General features: G+C 37.1%; 16 protein-coding genes. 9 read left to right on the top strand and 7 right to left on the bottom strand.

Annotation, left to right across the window (positions count from 1 at the left end; all coding sequences use genetic code 11):
• Positions 1–61: 61 nt before the first annotated feature.
• The 4 genes from ACZZZK_RS12735 to ACZZZK_RS12720 form a co-directional block, all read right to left on the bottom strand.
• Entirely contained in the window at positions 62–601 is a 540-nt protein-coding gene (locus tag ACZZZK_RS12735) for a hypothetical protein (RefSeq protein WP_463484462.1), read from the bottom strand.
• 86 nt (positions 602–687) lie between these two features.
• Positions 688–1,332, bottom strand: coding sequence for an HD domain-containing protein (locus tag ACZZZK_RS12730; RefSeq protein ID WP_463484461.1), 645 nt, complete (start codon positions 1,330–1,332; stop codon positions 688–690).
• Positions 1,333–1,403: 71 nt separating this feature from the next.
• Complete coding sequence (locus ACZZZK_RS12725; RefSeq protein ID WP_056850714.1) at positions 1,404–1,685, bottom strand: helix-turn-helix domain-containing protein; 282 nt, start codon at positions 1,683–1,685, stop codon at positions 1,404–1,406.
• Between the two features lie 453 nt (positions 1,686–2,138).
• Positions 2,139–3,329, bottom strand: a complete 1,191-nt coding sequence (locus tag ACZZZK_RS12720) for a THUMP domain-containing class I SAM-dependent RNA methyltransferase (RefSeq protein WP_463486289.1) — start codon at positions 3,327–3,329, stop codon at positions 2,139–2,141.
• Positions 3,330–3,400: 71 nt separating this feature from the next.
• On the opposite strand from ACZZZK_RS12720, the gene ACZZZK_RS12715 reads away from it, so the two are divergent.
• From ACZZZK_RS12715 to ACZZZK_RS12705, 3 genes are all read left to right on the top strand, one after another.
• Positions 3,401–3,769, top strand: coding sequence for a DUF3127 domain-containing protein (locus ACZZZK_RS12715; RefSeq protein WP_116168680.1), 369 nt, complete (start codon positions 3,401–3,403; stop codon positions 3,767–3,769).
• Between the two features lie 217 nt (positions 3,770–3,986).
• On the top strand, positions 3,987–5,816 hold the full coding sequence (locus ACZZZK_RS12710) for a sensor histidine kinase (protein ID WP_463484460.1): 1,830 nt from the start codon (positions 3,987–3,989) through the stop codon (positions 5,814–5,816).
• A 151-nt stretch (positions 5,817–5,967) separates the two neighbouring features.
• Complete coding sequence (locus ACZZZK_RS12705; RefSeq protein ID WP_056850719.1) at positions 5,968–6,663, top strand: response regulator transcription factor; 696 nt, start codon at positions 5,968–5,970, stop codon at positions 6,661–6,663.
• Positions 6,664–6,889: 226 nt separating this feature from the next.
• Here the strand turns inward: ACZZZK_RS12705 and ACZZZK_RS12700 are convergent, their stop codons facing one another.
• Positions 6,890–7,735, bottom strand: coding sequence for a menaquinone biosynthesis family protein (locus ACZZZK_RS12700; RefSeq protein WP_463484459.1), 846 nt, complete (start codon positions 7,733–7,735; stop codon positions 6,890–6,892).
• A gap of 41 nt (positions 7,736–7,776) precedes the next feature.
• Positions 7,777–8,403 carry a futalosine hydrolase gene (mqnB, locus tag ACZZZK_RS12695; RefSeq protein ID WP_463484458.1) on the bottom strand — a complete coding sequence of 209 codons (627 nt, stop codon included), beginning with the start codon at positions 8,401–8,403 and terminating at the stop codon, positions 7,777–7,779.
• Positions 8,404–8,505: 102 nt separating this feature from the next.
• Here mqnB and ACZZZK_RS12690 point away from each other — a divergent pair, with 102 nt between their 5' ends.
• From ACZZZK_RS12690 to ACZZZK_RS12675, 4 genes are all read left to right on the top strand, one after another.
• Positions 8,506–8,916, top strand: a complete 411-nt coding sequence (locus ACZZZK_RS12690) for a 6-pyruvoyl trahydropterin synthase family protein (protein WP_056850898.1) — start codon at positions 8,506–8,508, stop codon at positions 8,914–8,916.
• 14 nt (positions 8,917–8,930) lie between these two features.
• Entirely contained in the window at positions 8,931–9,566 is a 636-nt protein-coding gene (gene folE, locus ACZZZK_RS12685; protein WP_463484457.1) for a GTP cyclohydrolase I FolE, read from the top strand.
• A gap of 87 nt (positions 9,567–9,653) precedes the next feature.
• Positions 9,654–10,535, top strand: coding sequence for an ACP S-malonyltransferase (gene fabD, locus ACZZZK_RS12680; RefSeq protein ID WP_463484456.1), 882 nt, complete (start codon positions 9,654–9,656; stop codon positions 10,533–10,535).
• Between the two features lie 90 nt (positions 10,536–10,625).
• Positions 10,626–14,354 (top strand): sensor histidine kinase, encoded by a 3,729-nt coding sequence (locus ACZZZK_RS12675; RefSeq protein ID WP_463484455.1) that lies wholly within the window; start codon positions 10,626–10,628, stop codon positions 14,352–14,354.
• Between the two features lie 13 nt (positions 14,355–14,367).
• Here the strand turns inward: ACZZZK_RS12675 and ACZZZK_RS12670 are convergent, their stop codons facing one another.
• Positions 14,368–15,270, bottom strand: coding sequence for a hypothetical protein (locus ACZZZK_RS12670; protein ID WP_463484454.1), 903 nt, complete (start codon positions 15,268–15,270; stop codon positions 14,368–14,370).
• Positions 15,271–15,476: 206 nt separating this feature from the next.
• On the opposite strand from ACZZZK_RS12670, the gene ACZZZK_RS12665 reads away from it, so the two are divergent.
• Together ACZZZK_RS12665 and ACZZZK_RS12660 are read left to right on the top strand one after the other, a co-directional pair.
• Positions 15,477–17,021, top strand: coding sequence for a glycoside hydrolase family 10 protein (locus ACZZZK_RS12665; RefSeq protein WP_463484453.1), 1,545 nt, complete (start codon positions 15,477–15,479; stop codon positions 17,019–17,021).
• 382 nt (positions 17,022–17,403) lie between these two features.
• On the top strand, positions 17,404–18,564 hold the full coding sequence (locus ACZZZK_RS12660; RefSeq protein WP_463484452.1) for an acyltransferase family protein: 1,161 nt from the start codon (positions 17,404–17,406) through the stop codon (positions 18,562–18,564).
• Positions 18,565–18,587 lie beyond the last annotated feature (23 nt).

The raw sequence follows: 18,587 nt of genomic DNA, 5'->3' as shown, positions 1-18,587 counted from the left end.
ACTAACAAATATAGCTTTAAAAACTAAAAATATTAGTAAAAACTTACTCTTCTAGAGAATATTAATTGCTAGCCAAGCGATCGTGAAAATTTTTGGTAATTTGCTTTTGCTGATGAATGTTGGAGATTTTTTTATTCTCCTGATAAGAACGCAATAGGCTGAAAAAGTTCTCCGCCTCATCTTCATAATTCTCTTTCATACTAAAATTTGCTTTAAAGTAGGGGGCAGTAAAAATTACAGTATAAGAGTAATTTCCATGCTGAATACTAAACTTTTCTTCGATGGATAAAATGTTTTCCCATGGCGCTGAAAAATTTCTTTTGTTATAGAATAAGTTGTTTTCAGTAATCTCCAGCTTCATCTGCTCTTGCTCTATACTTACGGTACATGGAACAAAAATCTGTGTTTTTATTACCCATCGTAGAACAAAAATCATGATTAATAAGAAAGTGGTGATCAGCATAGAAATAAGCCAAAAAGAGGTGTTAATTGGCAAATGGTAGAGCATGATAAACATTAATAGGGCACCGATTGTGGGTACGCCAGCAAGTGTAGTGACGAGCACGCTGCTCTTATGATATTGAAGCTGAAAGACATTCATTACATATACTTTTACTAAGTTATCGCAGAATGTCTTTCTATCCAATACCGAAATATGAGTAATTTGACGGTATTTAAATCAAAAGGCTAGTTGCCTTCCCACTCGCTGTAAAAATGCTTTAAGTAAAGTAGCATAAACTGGTGGCGTTCCTCTGCAATAGTTTTTCCTGCTGCGGTATTCATCAAATCTTTTAACATCAGTAGTTTCTCGTAAAAATGATTAATGGTAGGAGCAGTTGTATTTTTATAGGTTTCTTTTGATAAATGTTGTTCAGGTTTGATAGAAGGATCATAAAGCACGCGATTTTTAAAACCTCCATAAGTAAATGCTCTTGCAATTCCAATGGCTCCAATTGCATCTAATCTATCAGCATCTTGAACTATTTGCATTTCTTTAGATGTAAATGCATTTTGGTCAAAGCTATTTTTGAAAGACATATTTTCAATAATCAATTTTACATGATCAATAATAGCCTGTTCGACATGAATGGATTGCAGAAATGCTGCAGCCATTTTTGGTCCCAGCGTTTCATCACCATTGTTAAATTTTGGATCTGCAATATCGTGAAGGAGTGCTGCAAAAGCTACAACTAACTCATCGCCATTTTCTTTTTTGTTGATGTTTTGAGCAGTTTTATAAACCCGCTCTATATGAAACCAATCGTGCCCAGCTTCGGCATTAGCTAATGTTTTCTTTACAAAATCGATTGTTTTTTGAATGGATGAATGCATAAAAAGAATTTTTCTCAAAGATATTGGAAATTTATGCAGGCGGGCAGAAATGATTTCAACAGCGGAAGTTTTTAACTTACCGCTGCTGTTCTGCTTTCATCTTCAGCAATAATTTTTATTAAATCATTGTGATTTAAAGTAAGTAAGTGAGTTACCTCAACTTCTAGAATTGTAGAGATCTGAAATAAACGATCAACAGTCAATTTACTATAACCTAACTCAATTTTACTGTAGGCGTTTTGAGAAATTTTTAATTTTGCTGCCAAATAATCCTGAGTATAATCTCTGTATTCTCTAATTTTTCTGATATTCCCGGCAACATTCTTTGTCTTTAAAGCTAATACATCTTCCATAAAAAAGGGATAATTTTTTAATGTTTGAATTATTTACGAAATTCTGAACGGCTTAGATTTTATAGGAATTATTCTTCTTCAAATCATGCAAGCACCGAGAAACATAACTATGTACTAACAAGCCAGTAACCTAAAAGTTTAAGGAATTCCGGTTTGCCGTTGATGGTTGGCTTGATGAGGAAGAATGTTATTATTAGGCTGTGATTGTCTATTGATATCGCCCAAGGCTAATAAAACCGTCGGCGAAAATCTCAAGTAACGGAAGGCATGAGGGAATTATACCATTGCAAAATCAAACGTTAAATTTAAGGGAGGAGATGTAGGATTAATGAAACGCTGCAGAATTTACACCAGTCTTTGGGATAAATCTTTTGTTTATTAATGTAAATAGAAGGGATGGCAGAGGAACCTGGCAATTAACCAACAGCTTACCAGGCTCCAATAAATATTGAATTAATTTGCTTCTTCAGTCTGAATTAAGGGTGCTCTGCGAGATCCATCATACAACTCATATTCAAGCATTCTACAGTCTAATTTTCCATTATAGAATTCGATTTTCCGAGAAGCTTTTAATCCGATTTTTTTAGCTAAATCTGGATTTCCAGTGAAAATATATCCTGAATAACCTTTGCATTTGGTTTTCATAAAATCGCCCATGCGTTTATAGGTTAATTCCAATTTGCTGTGAACGCCCAAACGTTCGCCATATTCAGGGTTGAAAACCACCACGCCTTGTCCGCCTTCTGGCACTGGAGTAAGCTCGAAATCGCAAACTTCAAATTCGATTAAAGTATCAACACCGGCTGTCTGGGCGTTTCTACGGGTAACCTCAACGGCATCTTCCGAAATATCAGAAGCAACAATTTTTAAATCTATATTTTTAATGACCTGATCTTTCAAAATTCTTCTTTCGGCGAAAAATTCCTGTTCATCATAGCCTAAAATGTGCATAAAGCCATAATTCATCCGGTATAAGCCGGGAGCACGGTTTGTTGCAATTAATGCAGCTTCGATAGCCAGTGTTCCTGAACCACACATCGGGTTAATGAAAGGTGATTTTCGATCCCATTTAGTGGCGTAAATTGCTCCAGCAGCCAGGGCTTCAAGCATTGGCGCTTTCCCCGGAATTTTACGGTAACCATGTTTGGCTAAAGTTTCTCCGGAGGTATCCATAAAAACGTCGGCATCAGCATCTTTCCAGTACAAATGCACAACTGCTTTATTGGCATCAGAGCCAGAGTTAGGACGGATGCCTTTTTTCTCTTTCATGCGATCGACAATCGCATCTTTAACTTTTAAATTCGCAAATAATGGTGTAGTGATATTTGGATTATCTACATTGGAGGTTACGGAAAAATATCCTGCAAAATCGATTAATTCTTCCCATTCAATATTCTTAATTTCGTTGTAAAGGTCATCAGGAGTAATGGCCTTAAAACTTTTAATTGCATATAAAATCTGACTGGCGCAACGCAAGTTTAAATTTAGCTTGATACACTCTGTAAGGGTGATATTTAGCTCAACACCAGTTGGAAAGGCTCTTTCTATTTTATAACCAAGCGCCGTAACTTCATCTTGTAAATACGGAGAAAGGCGCTTATTGCAGGTAATAATTACCTTGCTTTTATTGTGGAAAACTTGCATCATAATATATGCGAAGTTATCAATAAAATTATAGAGATTTGATTCTTTAAGGTACAATATTAGTATTAGTTATGGAAATTAAAGGAAAAGTACACGAAGTAGGTGCAACGCAGCAGGTAAGTGAAACGTTTAAAAAACGTGATTTAATAGTAGAATACGCAGAAAATCCAACATACCCAGAATATATCCGTTTTGAGGCTTTACAAGATAAAACTGCATTATTAGATACATTTAAAGCGGGTGATGAGGTTGAGGTTTTCTTTAATTTACGTGGCCGCCCTTGGACAGATAAAACAGGAAAAACATCATATTTTAATAGTTTGGTGATTTGGAGAATCAATGCGATTGCAGCAGGCGCTCCGGCAGCAGCTACTCCAGCTTATGCAGCTCCGGTTGATGTGAGCAATACACCAGGTGAAGATGATGATTTGCCTTTCTAAATAAAGAATCTTTTTAAGCAAACAATTTTGAACCATGCCGAGGCTTTTGTCTCGGCATTTTTTTTGTCCCCACCTCTGCTTAAATCTTCATTTACAATCAGATAAGCCATGTTAAATTATGTTAAAAACATGCTGTTAACTTAGCTATTCAGTATTTTTGCTTCTGGTTTAGGTTATATTGGGGTGCCTGAAAATAACTCGGCACAAAATCACATCAATGAAAAAAAGGAGTTTTTGGTTTATTACGGTGCTGATGACGTTGGCTTTGCTCGGCGTTTTTGTGATGCAGTTGTATTACATCAAAGAAGCCTATAACTTAAAATCTCAACTGTTTGACGAACAGGTTAACCAAACTTTAGCTACTGTAGTTAAAAAGGTAGAACGACTAAATGTTGCCAACCACATTACTCGGAAAGATGCTGAAAACAAATTAAAGCGTATTCAGGACGCTCGCCAAAGAGCGCTGGATATTAAAGATTTAAGACAGCAATATGTTCAGGAATCGGAATTAAGATTTGCCGAACGTGAAAATTTAATCGAAAATTATCTAAATCAACAGGATAGCATTATTAGGGCATCTTTTCGGGCGCCAAATGTAATATCTGAACGCGACTTCGTTTCCTTATCATCTCTGAATGGAAAGAGCCTTGATTTACAGATGGACGCTTTTGTGGATATGCGAAGCTTAATTTTAAAGGGCTATAGCATGCGAACTAAGCCCTATGCTCCAGCACCCAAGACCTTCGAATTTAAAAGTTTGCAAAGTTTGCCAGATACTTTACGTTATTTGGTTTATGATCCTATAAATGCCAAGCCACTTACCGTAAGTGTACCAAAGGTTTCTGATGAACTGGAGAAAAAATTTAAACGTGAGGATGAAATTGCCAGGAAAAAACTGGAAGTAAAAATTGCTGCTTTGGGCAAAGATACTTTGCCTTATTCTAGAATGAGTTTGGTAGAAGATGTTTCCAAAGAGCTGGAAGAATCGAATATTCCGATTTATAAACGGATAAACTTCGAGGCGCTGGGCGATGTTTTAAAAGCTGAATTGTTAACACATAATATTACTCAAAAACCTTATTATAAAGTTTCGCTGGCAAAAAAAGATTCGGTTTTGTTTATAGAAGCCTCGAATACCAAAGGAGAGTTCTTGCCCGAAAACACCTATAAAACACCCCTTTTTGGAAACGATTTATTTCGCGATCCTGGTACTTTAATCGTCACTTTCCCCAATAAAAATTCGGCAATTTTAGCCAATTTGAGTTTTACCCTGGCTACATCTGTGGGTTTGTTACTGGTGTTGGTTTTTATTTTTTCTTACACGCTTTATGCCATTTTAAAGCAGAAGAAAATTTCTGAAATGAAAACGGACTTCATTAATAACATGACGCATGAATTTAAAACTCCGGTTGCAACCATTATGATCGCAAGCGAGGCATTAAAAGATCCAGAGGTTACTGAAGATAAAACCCGATTGAAACGCCTGGCTAATATTATTTATGATGAAAACGTTCGTTTGGGCAGCCATATTGAACGTGTTTTGAGTATCGCCCGGTTAGAAAAAGGGGAGCTGAAAATGGAGAATACCGAAGTGGATATGAACGACTTGATTGTAATTGTTCTGGACAGCATGAGTCTTCAATTGCAAAAAAGAAATGCGATTTTGAATATCCACACGGATGCCGAAAAATCTACCGTTTTTGGCGATGAACTGCATTTATCCAATGTGCTTTATAACCTAATCGATAACGCCAATAAGTATAGCTCCGAAACACCGGAAATTACAATCACAACCAGAAATGCCAATAATAAATTGATCATAGAAATTGCTGATAGAGGCATCGGGATGACCAAAGAACAATCTAAACGAATCTTTGATCAGTTTTACCGGGTGCCAACTGGTAACTTGCATGATGTTAAGGGATTTGGTCTTGGTTTAAATTATGTTCAGGATATTATAAAACAGGTGAATGGCAGCATCAAAGTGAATAGCGAAAAAGATAAAGGAACAAAGTTTGAAATATCGTTACCTTTATATCAAAGCTAAACATCGGCAGAAAAATATCAGGGCTCGACACTTTGTATAAATGCGTTAAACTAGAGTTATTATAGCGGATAACTTAACAATTAAACCGTTGTCCAAGTACAGAATCAAACATTTACGGTAGTGTGCTACCTATGTCAATAAAATAACGAAAATGAAAAAAATACTTCTGGTAGAGGACGATCCAAATTTAGGTTTATTACTACAAGATTATTTGCAGCTAAAAGGCAAATTTGATGTGGTGCTTTGTACAGACGGAGAAGAAGGTTTGCGGGCTTTTAATAAACAAAACTTCGACCTGTGTATTTTGGATGTGATGATGCCTAAAAAAGATGGATTTACTTTGGGTAAAGACATTCGCAAAGTGAATGCACAAGTGCCTATCATTTTTGCAACGGCAAAAACAATGCTTGAAGATAAATCTGCCGCTTACGATTTAGGCGGCGATGATTATATTACCAAACCTTTCCGTATAGAAGAACTATTACTGCGTATTAATGCGATGTTTAAACGCATATCGAGCAAGAGCGATGGGGCAGAAGAGGCACCTGAAACACAGTTTAATATTGGAAGTTATATTTTCGATTATACTACTCAAATCATTACAAACGGCGATCAGCAGCAAAAACTTTCTACCAAAGAAGCAGAGTTACTCCGGTTGCTTTGCTTGAAAAAAAATACAGTTTTAACCAGAGAAGAGGCATTATTGAGCATTTGGCACGACGATAACTACTTCAATGGAAGAAGTATGGATGTATTTTTGAGCAAATTACGTAAATACCTTCGGGGAGATTCGAGCGTTGAAATTATTAACGTTCATGGCAAGGGCTATAAATTGTTGGTGAGCTAGGTAGCGCGTTCAAACGCTGGATTGTTGGAATATTCTTATGTGATCGGTGTGGACACCAGCCACTAGAATAAATGTTTGTTGCTGAAGTAGCTTTGACCTATCGGTTGGTGTCTCACCAACCGAAATCTATGTAGAAGATTATTTAGTTTTATTGCCCAATTTTCAATGGTCGGTGTGGACACCAAATACTAGCATAAAAAGTGATTGGAGTATTGCTTTGATCAGTTTACAAATACAAATTTTCTTGAATTGGCGGAATGATATTTCTTTCTTGCGCTAACTTAAACAAAGTATCAACCGCTTTTCTGCCTTCTTCACCCAAATTTATGCTGTATTTGTTTACGTAAAGCTCAATGTGTTTGTACATCACGGCTTCATCCATAGCTTGCGCATGTTCTCGGATAAAATCGATACCCGATTTAGGGTGCGCAAATGCAAATTCTACCGATTGACGAATCAAGCGGTTGACCTTAAGCTGAACCTCTCTATCCAGATTTCTGTTGATTACGATGCCGCCTAAAGGAATAGCGCAGCCTGTCAGTTTTTCCCAATAATCACCCAAATCAACAATTTTATTCAAGCCTTTATCTTGATAGGTAAATCTGTTTTCATGGATAATCAAACCCAAATCTATTTGGTCTTCCAGCAGAGCTGATTCAATTTCAGAGAATACCATTTCCTGCTTATTTTGCAATTGCGGATAGGCAATTCCAAGCAGGAAGTTCGCAGTGGTGTACTTTCCAGGAATGCCAATTCTTAACTCCGAATTTGGAATTTGAAGACGGGAATCTTTTTCATCGAAAGGATTTTTACTAATTAAAAGCGGTCCGACACCAAAGCCCAAAGCGCTTCCGGCATCCAATAAAGCATATTGGTTAGCTACATAAGCAAAAGCATGAAAACTTAATTTAGTGATGTCGAGCTGTCCTTTCAACGCCTTCTGGTTAAGCGTTTCCACATCATCATAGGTCACTTCAAATTCTAAACCTTCGGTATCAATTTTATGGTGAATTAGCGCATCAAAAATAAATGTATCGTTCGGGCAGGGCGAAAAACCAAGTGTAAGCTTCATGTTTTCAAAATTAACTACTGCAAAAAACTAATCCGTCATAATCAGTTCATTTCTGATATAAAAGAGATAAGCCAATCATTTAAGTTTTTAACGGCTAAACCCATTTTCCAGTTGTCTTTGTTTCGGGGCTCTACATAATTTGATACACTTCTCACTTGCAAACAATCAATACTTTCTTGTTTACAGGCATAGAAAACTGCTGCACCCTCCATGCTTTCGGTGGTTGGATTAAGCCTCTTTTTAAGGTTTTTAATGCTTTTTTCATTTCCAGTAACACAGTTTACAGTAATTCCGGTTACGGGTGGTAAGTCAATATTTTTTTTATACCTCGATTTAAAATGATTTTCGCCGAAACCGAGATCAGTAATCGTTAAAAATTCATCACCGTTTTCAGCTCCAAGTTCAGCGAAAATGTCTTCGGTTACATTTAAAATACTCCCCAGCTCCACACTCCGATCAAAACAGCCAGCAATGCCCACATTTAAAACTAAACGGTATTTGTTGGCATTTAGAAACTGTCCTAAAGAAAAAGCGGTAGCAACCATTCCAACTCCCGTTATCAATAAATCGAAGTTTTTACTTTCGATAAAATCCCCTTCGGGCAAATTGAAATGCTGATAAAAAAATGTAACCTCGGCTTTGGTAGCGGCCACTACAAGAGTTTTCATGAGGTAAATTTAAGGCATTCTTTTCATTAAAATGTCTTTCTTTAAGCTTTGGCCCTTTGGCTTAAAGCTTTATCAGTATATTTGACCTTTTATTTTATTGTAATGATTTATATAACGAGAAAAGCATCATTTAATGCGGCACACAAACTTGCCAGACCTGATTGGGATGATGATAAAAATGCCGAAGTTTATGGCAAATGTGCCAACCCAAATTGGCATGGTCATAACTATTGGTTATATGTAACGGTTAAGGGCGAAGTAAATCCAGAAACGGGTTTTCTTGTTGATTTGAAGTGGCTTAAGGATGTAATGAATATTTACGTAGTAGATAAAGTTGACCATAAAAACTTAAATCTTGATGTAGATTTTATGAAAGGAAAACTAGCTTCTACAGAAAATTTAGCTATCGAAATTTGGAAGCAATTGGAAGCGCCTATTGCAGAAAGCGGAGCCATTTTACATTGTGTAAAAATTTACGAAACCGAAAATAATTTTGTTGAATACTTTGGTTAAAACCACCTAAATTAATGAGCACTAAAAACGTATTAAAAGACGAATCGATTGATGGCTATGTAAAAATAGACCGTTATAACGACGAGAAAATCGAAGCTGTCGCTACACATTACAAAGATATTCTTGGTCAACTAGGTGAAAACCCGGAGCGTGAAGGTTTGATAAAAACGCCTGAGCGAGTGGCTAAAGCACTTCAGTATTTAACTCATGGTTATGATTTAAAGCCCGACGAAATTCTGAAATCGGCAATGTTTGAAGAAGATTATAGCCAAATGGTAGTGGTTAAAGACATTGAAGTATATTCAATGTGCGAACACCACATGTTGCCTTTCTTTGGAAAAGCTCACATTGCTTACATTCCAAACGGGCATATTGTTGGGTTAAGCAAAATCCCGAGAGTGGTTGATGCTTTTGCCCGCCGTTTACAAGTGCAGGAGCGTTTAACAAACGAAATTAGAGATTGCATTCAAAATACTTTAAACCCGAAAGGTGTTGCTGTTGTAATTGAATGTAAACATCTTTGCATGGCCATGCGTGGCGTACAGAAACAAAATTCTGTAACCACCACATCAGCTTTTACCGGTAGTTTTTTAAGCAATGATAAAACCAGGGCTGAATTTTTAAGATTAATTACGGCAAGTTTAGATTAGAAAGTATCAAGTAGAAAGTACCTGGTATCAAGATAAGCGGGCTATAAATGCGCTAATCGCCAGGCGCTTAATACCAAATGAATTATTATGAAAGCATATATTTTTCCTGGACAAGGAGCACAATTTGTAGGCATGGGTAAAGATCTTTATGAAAACCCACAGGCTGCAGCATTATTTGAAAAAGCAAACGAAATTATTGGTTTCCGCATCAGCGATATCATGTTCGGTGGAACAGATGAGGAATTGAAACAAACCAATGTAACTCAGCCAGCAATTTTCTTACACTCGGTTATTCTGGCAAAGGTTTTAGGTCATGATTTCAAACCTGATATGGTTGCTGGTCACTCTTTAGGCGAATTTTCATCATTGGTAGCTGCCAATGCTTTGAGCTTTGAAGACGGCCTGAAATTGGTTATTGCCCGTGCAAACGCGATGCAGAAAGCTTGTGAGGCGCAACCTTCTACTATGGCGGCTATTTTAGGCCTAGCTGATGATGTAGTAGAAAGAATTTGTGCTGAAGTTGATGCAGTAGTGGTTCCGGCAAATTATAACTGCCCGGGACAATTGGTTATTTCTGGCAGCATTGAAGGAATTGATTTAGCTTGTGCTAAATTAACAGAAGCGGGTGCAAAAAGAGCATTAAAGTTAAATGTAGGCGGTGCGTTTCACTCTCCTTTAATGGAGCCAGCAAAAATTGAATTGCAGGCAGCAATTGAGGCTACAGCTATCTCGGCGCCAATATGTCCCGTTTATCAAAACGTAGATGCCAAACCTTATACTGATCCAGCCCAAATAAAAGAAAATTTAATTAAACAATTAACGGGTGCGGTACGTTGGACTCAAACTGTTGAGAATATGCTGGCCGATGGTGCAACTGAATTTGTAGAAGTTGGACCAGGTAATGTTTTGCAAGGTTTAGTTAAAAAGGTTAGTCGTGAGGTACAAACCAGTAGTGCTGCTATTGCTTAAAACCTTTATACTATAAATTATTTTCAGCGCCATAAACAAACCGTTTATGGCGTTGTTTTTTGTCAATATTTAATATCTTTATCAAAATCGATGAAATTGAGCTTTGGTGTAAAAATTAGATTTCTACTGCTGGTTTTAGGTTGTTGCCTCATTGCAACATCTCTTTCGTTGAGCAGATTTACTACCAAAAGTGATTTGTTGGAACGCGATGCTCACGAGGTTCAACAGAACTTATTGGTAAAAGAAAGGGAAGTTGCTGCATTTTTAGCCAATAAAGCAGAGGTAGCAAAAGCTAAACAGCTCCATGTAAATCCAAATGATGCTATAGATTTTTTAAATACTTATCGAAAGATAAAAGGGATTAACCTCCTTACTTTTCAAAACAATCAATTAAAATTCTGGAGTACCTACCGCGTTACCGATATCAATCCACGGACGATAAGAGAAGGAAGCTCGGTGCTTTTTTTTTCCAATGGATGGTACGAGGTAATTAAGAGTACCAAAGGCAAATTCAGTTTGGTTTTCCTCATTGCGATACAATCTCAATATCCATTTAAAGAAACGCAGTATTTTAAAAATGATTTAGATCCGCTGTTATCTAATTCGAAATTACTTACACTAGCATCGTTTACTGATAAAGAAGTTTACAGTATCAAAAGTGTCGACAATAAGTTTTTGTTCGGCCTAAAAGTAAAACCAGGCTATATAGAAGATTATTATTCTGTTACTCAGTTATGGCTTTTCGTTGCAGGATTGATAAGCATTTGTATGTTTTTCAATTCATTAAGCTCATTAATTGCAAGAAGAGGCCATATTGTTTGGGGTACCTTGTTACTGATGGTATTCTTTTTAACGTTTAGGCTCTCGGATTTGTATTATGGATGGTTTAACCATCGGTTTCCACTCGATCTCTTCGATCCAAGGATTTATTCCGAAAGTTTCCTCATGCCATCATTGGGCGATTTTTTATTGAACGTAATTACGCTTACCTGGTTACTGCTCTTTATGTACAACCACAAAGAGCAATATAAATTTGCCGAATGGATCAGGAAAAGCAAAATTTTAGGCATTGTTATTCACATTCTGTTTTTGGCTTTTATTGCCACCATAGCTTATTTTAGCGATGAGGTTTTTTTCGGGCTGATTTACAACTCAAAAATCAATTTTGAAATTATAAATATTCTAAAACTGAGTGGCTCTAGCTGGGTAAGTATTGTAATTCTCTGCCTGGTTTGGTTTCAGATTTACTTAATCACCACCATTTCTGCAACCGTTAGCAAGCAATTAAACGTGAGTAATAAGGAAAGATTAATAATCTTTTTAACAGGTTTTGCAATTGTTTTCATTTATAAATTATCTACAGATTTTACTGCTTTTTTTATTGTTTTTGCACTTATCCTTTTAATTGTTTGTAGAAGTATTTATGTCGAAAAGGCAAAGTTTTCTATCGGCTTATTCGCCATAGTATTTTTTTGCCTTGCCTTTAATAGTTCTATTAAATACATTAAGTACAAAGATATTACGGAGCGCAGCCTTCGCGAGCCGCTTGCCCGGAAGGTACAATCATCAGAAGATCCAAATGCGATTGTAGCTTTGGGCAGTTTGGAAGGACAATTATTAAATGATCAATTCTTGGTTAGATATTTTGCTGAAAGCGGAAAGTCTAACTATGCTGTATTGAAAAACTACCTAAAAAATTATCTGGATGGTTATTTAAGCCGCTACGATTATCAGATTTATCCTTACGATAAAAGCGGAATAGATATCAGCAATCCGAATGGGCAGCCTTTTAGGAAGTATAAAGGACTGGTAGAATCTGGCTCAGTTAAAATTGATGGTTCGAATTATTTCTATCAGGTGAATAACACTTTCGGCTATCAAGATTACTTCGGCATCATATCGGTGGTAAACAAGGGGAGTTTATTGGGTACTTTGGTTATCGAACTCCGCTCAAAACCATACAATTATAACAATAGGTTACCCGATTTACTCGGCGATCAAAAACTGATCAGAGATGAAGATTTTAAAGGATATTCCATCGCGTTGTACAGTAATAACCGGTTATTAAATCAATCAGGAAATTATACTTACCCATTGGATGGCAAAATTTTCAGTGGCAAAAAGGATGATTTTATCACCAGCAATGATAATGATTTAAATTACAGCCATTTAATTTATAAGCCCACTGACAGCAAAATGGTGGTAATAAGTAAGCAAAAAGTGGGCTATGTAGAGCGATTAGCGGCGTTATCCTTTTTCTTTTTGGTGTTTATCATTTTCTCGTTGGTGTTATATGGCTTAATCTGGTTAATTAAAAATCTGGATGATGAACGTGTAGGTTGGTTCAGCATCAATAGATCGTTGATGATTAACGCCAATAAAATTCTTTACAAAACACGCATTCAGGTTTCTATTGTGCTATCGGTTGTGGCTACTCTATTAATTGTGGGCTGGGTAACCTATTATTACATGAATAATGAGTACCGTGGGCAACAAACCATTTCAATAAAAGATAAAATTAGAAAGGTACAGCAGAATTATGAGAAACAGGTTTTTAGCAAAGGGATTGTGGAAGATGAAGATGCAGTTGCTGATTTTGTAAATTTCGCTGATGTGAACAATGTGGATCTTAATTTATATAGTACGCAAGGAAACCTGCTGATGACAACCTACCCTAAACTTTATAACTCGAAAGTGATAGGCCGAAAAATGGGTCCCTTAGCTTACACTTACCTCGATAAATTAAAACGATCTGAATATATTAATCCCGATGAAAAAATTGGCGATTTAACTTATGCTGCAGCCTACGCACCGATTAGAAATGCACAGAACAAAACAATTGCCTACATCGGTTTGCCAAATTATTCAAATGAAGAGGAGTACTCAGACAAAATAGCGCTGTTTGTAAGTAATCTGATCAACATCTATGCTTTGGTTTTTGTGGCGGTTGGAGTTTTAGCAGTGTTTTTAGCTAACCAGATTACCAGTCCGCTAACTTTTATACAAGAGAGTATTAGTCGAACGCGGATTGGGCAGCGCAATGAACCCATTGTTTGGCGTAGGCACGATGAGATCGGCTCTCTAATTAAGGAATATAATGGAATGATTGCCGCACTTGAGGCCAGTGCAGCAAAACTGGCCCGATCGGAACGGGAAAGTGCCTGGCGGGAAATGGCCAAACAGGTAGCCCATGAAATTAAAAACCCACTTACGCCTTTAAAACTGGGAGTTCAATTGCTCGAAAAATCATGGAAGGAGAATGATCCGAATTTTGAGCATAAGTTTAATAAATTCAGCAAATCTTTCATTGAGCAAATAGATAGCCTATCTAAAATTGCATCAGAGTTTTCGAATTTTGCAAAAATGCCCGATACCAATTTAGAGAAATTGGATGTGATGCCGGTAATAGAGCAGGCTCGTCAGGTGTATAAAAACAGCGATAACGTAGAGATAAACGTACTTAACAAATCGGAAAATAGTATCCGGATTCTTGCAGATCATGATCAATTATTAAGAACGTTTAATAATCTTTTCAAAAATGCAATTGAGGCTATTGATGATGAATCTCACTGTTGCATTACTGCTGTGCTTTACCATGATGATGAATACGCCTATATTGAAATTAAGGATAACGGAAAAGGAATTCCGGCGGTGTTACATGACAAGATCTTTGTCCCTAACTTTACTACCAAAACCTCTGGAACCGGCTTGGGTTTGGCGTTTGTAAAGCAAGCGGTAGAAAACGCAGGTGGAACCATTAGTTTTACCTCTGTGATTAATGTAGGAACCACATTTTATTTAGCGTTTCCTCTAGCTTAGAACTGTAGGGTTATTAACGAAGATCTACCTGAGCTTTACCCATCGTATTGCCATCAGCATATAAAATAACGGTGTAAATTCCTTTGATAAAAGGTTTTGGATTTGCCCAATCTATCACATACGTGCTATCATCATTATTATAATTGATGTAGATAGAGTGGCTGAACTGCATTTCTTGTCCATCGGCTTCAAACCTATTGCCTTCGTCGGCAAGTAAATTTCCTGCTGGGTCGAAAACCCTTAAATAGATATTATGGTGACCTTTTTCTGCCAATTCGTTGGCAATAATATTAAAGCGAACGCTTAGTTTTTCGGCAGTTGATGATTTGGTAACCTCAACTTTTTTGCCGCTTGATTTTGTTCTGAAAGCTACAATATCAGCACTTTGGAGTTTTAATGCCGCTGCGGTTTTAACTTTTGCATTTAGGTTAGCATTTTCACTTTCTAAACCCGAAGCTTTGTTGCTCATGTTTTTGAGCGTATTCTCTAAACTATCACGGCTGTTTTTGAGAAAAATATTGTCTTTTTGAAGCTGGATAACCTGGTCGTTATAGTTTTTTACAAAAGTTTTTAGCTCGTTAATTTGGCTATTTGCTTTATCTAATTCGCCTTGAGTAATTTCTCCTTTCTCTAAGGCCACCTTTAGCTCTGCAATTTTTTCTCTAGCTAACTTTTGTTCTTCAACCAGTTTTTCATTTAAATCCAGATTTAGCGCCTCAACCTTATCAAGCTCAACCTCGATTTTTTCTACTTCTAATCTCAATTTATCCTTCTCGGTACTCACCGTAACAAATCGTTCGCTCTGCTGTCGATCTTTAAAAAACAGGTAAGCATTTGTTCCAATAAGTGCAGCTATAACTATAACGAGGAAGTAAATTTTGTTTCTATCGCCTTTATTAATCTTTTGTGGTTCCATTTTTAATAATGCTGTATCTTCTTAAATTAATATACTTTTGTTGTTCCATAGGTAAATGGAGTACACAATTAATTTTAGCAGGGCGCAAATTATAATTTTTAATAAAAATTATAAGAGATTTTAAAAAAAATCGTTTAATTGCTAATGTTCGTTTGTATTCAAATTAACACAAGTACGCATCCCGAATCAAAAACAAGACAAGAATAATGCTTAAAAACTTTCTATACGCACTTTTATCTTTAACCGTATTACCTTATATATTAAATGCTCAACCTTTAACAAAAATTGCACCAAAAAGAGAGTTTAGAGGTGTTTGGGTAGCTACTGTAACCAATATCGATTGGCCTTCCCGTCCCGGATTAACCATTGATCAGCAAAAGCAAGAGCTGATTGGTATTCTGGAAAGACATAAAACTCAAGGCATGAATGCCATCATTTTGCAGGTGAGGCCCGCTGGAGATGCATTTTATGCTAAATCTCGTGAGCCTTGGAGCCAATGGTTAATGGGTAAGCAAGGTTTAGCGCCTGCACCTGGTTACGATCCGTTGGCCTTCGCTATCAAAGAAGCGCATTTTCGGGGTATGGAATTACATGCGTGGTTTAATCCTTATCGTGCAAGCATGAGCAGCAGTACGGTTTTTCATGAAGATCACGCATTTAGGAAACATCCAGATTGGTTTTTTACCTATGGAGGCAAAAAACAATTTGACCCGGGCATTCCGGAGGTTAGAGAATATATTGTGCAGGTAATATTAGATGTTGTGAAAGGATACGATGTTGATGGAATCCATTTTGATGACTATTTCTATCCTTACAAAATTGAGGGGCAAACGATTAATGACGCTGCAACTTTTAGCAAGTATCCAAACAATTTTACTGATGTTAGAGATTGGCGTAGAAATAACGTAGATCAACTCATTAAACAATTAGATGATAGCATTCACCATTACAAAAAGTGGGTAAAATTTGGCGTCAGTCCTTTCGGTATTTGGCGTAATAAATATGAAGATCCTGAAGGCTCGGCAACCAGTGGTTTATCAAATTATGCAGAGCTTTTTGCTGATAGTAGAAAATGGGTTAAAGAAGGATGGGTAGATTATATCAATCCTCAAATCTATTTTACTTTTACCAGGCGAGTTGCTCCGTTCGGTACCTTGCTCGATTGGTGGAGCAATAATAGTTATGGCAGGCATGTTTACATTGGTCAGGGGGCGTATTTGGTAAATTCCAGAGCCGAAGCTGCGTGGAAAAATTTAACGGAAATACCCCGGCAGATACGATATATCAGGGAGCATAACCGCATCCAGGGAAGCGTGTTTTTCAGTTCAAAATCATTGAGTACAGTGGCACGATCGGTAGGTGATTCTTTAAAAAATGATTTTTATAAGTATCCGGCCTTGCCGCCGCAAATGCCTTGGTTAGATGAAACCCCACCAAATGAGCCACAATCATTAACGGCCGATGCCATGAAGGATGGCGTACATTTAAAATGGCAAAACCCATTAAAGGCAAAGGATGGGGAAACGGCCTCTGGATTTGTGATTTATCGCTTCGCTGAGGGAGAGAAAATAGGAGTGCTCGACCCAAAAAATATTCTCAAAGTTAGCTTTGAAGATTATCTTACATTTATTGATACTTCGGCCGAAGCTGGTAAAAGGTATAGTTATTTGGTTACGGCACTTGATCGATTGAAAAACGAGAGCGAGCCAAGTGGACCAATTGGTGTAGAAATTCCAATAGCTAAGGAATAAAATCGTTAGCAAGCTTCTGGAATTATTGCCTTCTGCATGAGTATAAATATTCTTCATAGCGTAAAGAACAGGCGTATATTTCCAGCCTTATTCAGCACTTTCTAGAAAAATGATATTCAGGAAACGATAAGCTTAGGAAATTAACGCATAAGTATTCGGCACGAGCCAGCTATGGAAAAGTTGGTCGTAGTAACTAAAAATTTGCAAAGTACACACGCTAAAAGAATTATCCAGGTTTCAAAGTTAAAGCTGTGCTCTTAATCGTTATCGAAACTCGGTCAGTTTTACTAGTTATCAGCGGCCGGCTAAACTTCATCAGTCAATTATTTCTCTATCCAAAAACAAAGCCTTAATTTAGTTTGCCTAAACCAAAGCTTAAATCATGACTGAACCGAAACAACGCTTGCTATCTCTTGATTTTTTTAGAGGATTAACCGTAGCAGCCATGATCTTGGTTAACAATCCAGGTAGCTGGGGGCATATTTATGCGCCTTTAGAGCATGCAGAATGGAATGGCTGTACACCTACAGATTTAATTTTTCCATTTTTCCTCTGGATTGTAGGTGTTTCAATAGCCTTTGCAATGAGCAGCAGTAAGGCCAATCCATCAACTCATGGGAAAACTATTGTCAAAGCCATAAAGCGTGGAGTGATTTTGTACTTTCTGGGTTTTTTTCTGGCTATTTTCGGAAAACTGATGGCGGTAGTTATCGATGGTAAAAGTTTAATCGAAGCCTTTCAAACCGTTAGATTATTAGGTGTTCTGCAGCGCATCGGAATTGTATTCATTATTAGTAGTATCATTTTCCTTAAATTCTCAAATAAAAGGATCTTCAAAATTTTTATAGTGATTTTGGCCGTTTATTGGGGCTTGATGACATTTGTTCCTGTGCCAGGTATTGGCTACCCAAATATGGAAAAGGAAACGAATTTGGCCGCCTGGATTGATAGAGGCATCCTCACTGAAGCACATACCTGGGCGTCTTCTAAAACATGGGATCCCGAAGGTGTGTTGAGTACCTTACCAGCTGTGGGAACTTGTTTATTTGGGGTGTTGGTTGGTATTTGGATGAGGAGAAAAGACATTGATAGCCCAACAAAAGTGGCTTGGCTGTTTACTGCAGGAGTTGGGGCGGTGATATTGGGCCTGTTATGGGATCTTCAGTTTCCGATAAACAAAGCATTGTGGACAAGTTCTTATGTTTTGTATGCAGGAGGCTTAGCTTCCATCGGACTTGCGCTATGTTATTGGCTCATCGATGTGCAAGGCTACAAGAGAATTACCACACCTTTTGTAATATACGGCGTAAACGCCATCACCGTTTTCTTCCTGGCGGGATTAATGCCGAGGGTGCTAAATTTGATTAAAATAACAAATGCTGATGGCTCAAAAACTGCCCTGCTTGAAAAATTTTATACTACTTTTTATACACCATACTTTTCACCCATTAACGCATCTTTAGTATGGGCGATAAGTTATGTACTTGGGTTTTACGTACTGCTTTACATCATGTATAAAAAGAATATAATCATTAAAGTTTAATGACTAAATTGGCAGAACAATCG

The organism is Pedobacter sp. AC163 (assembly GCF_979258665.1).
This window is presented reverse-complemented; position numbering and strand designations above follow the sequence as displayed.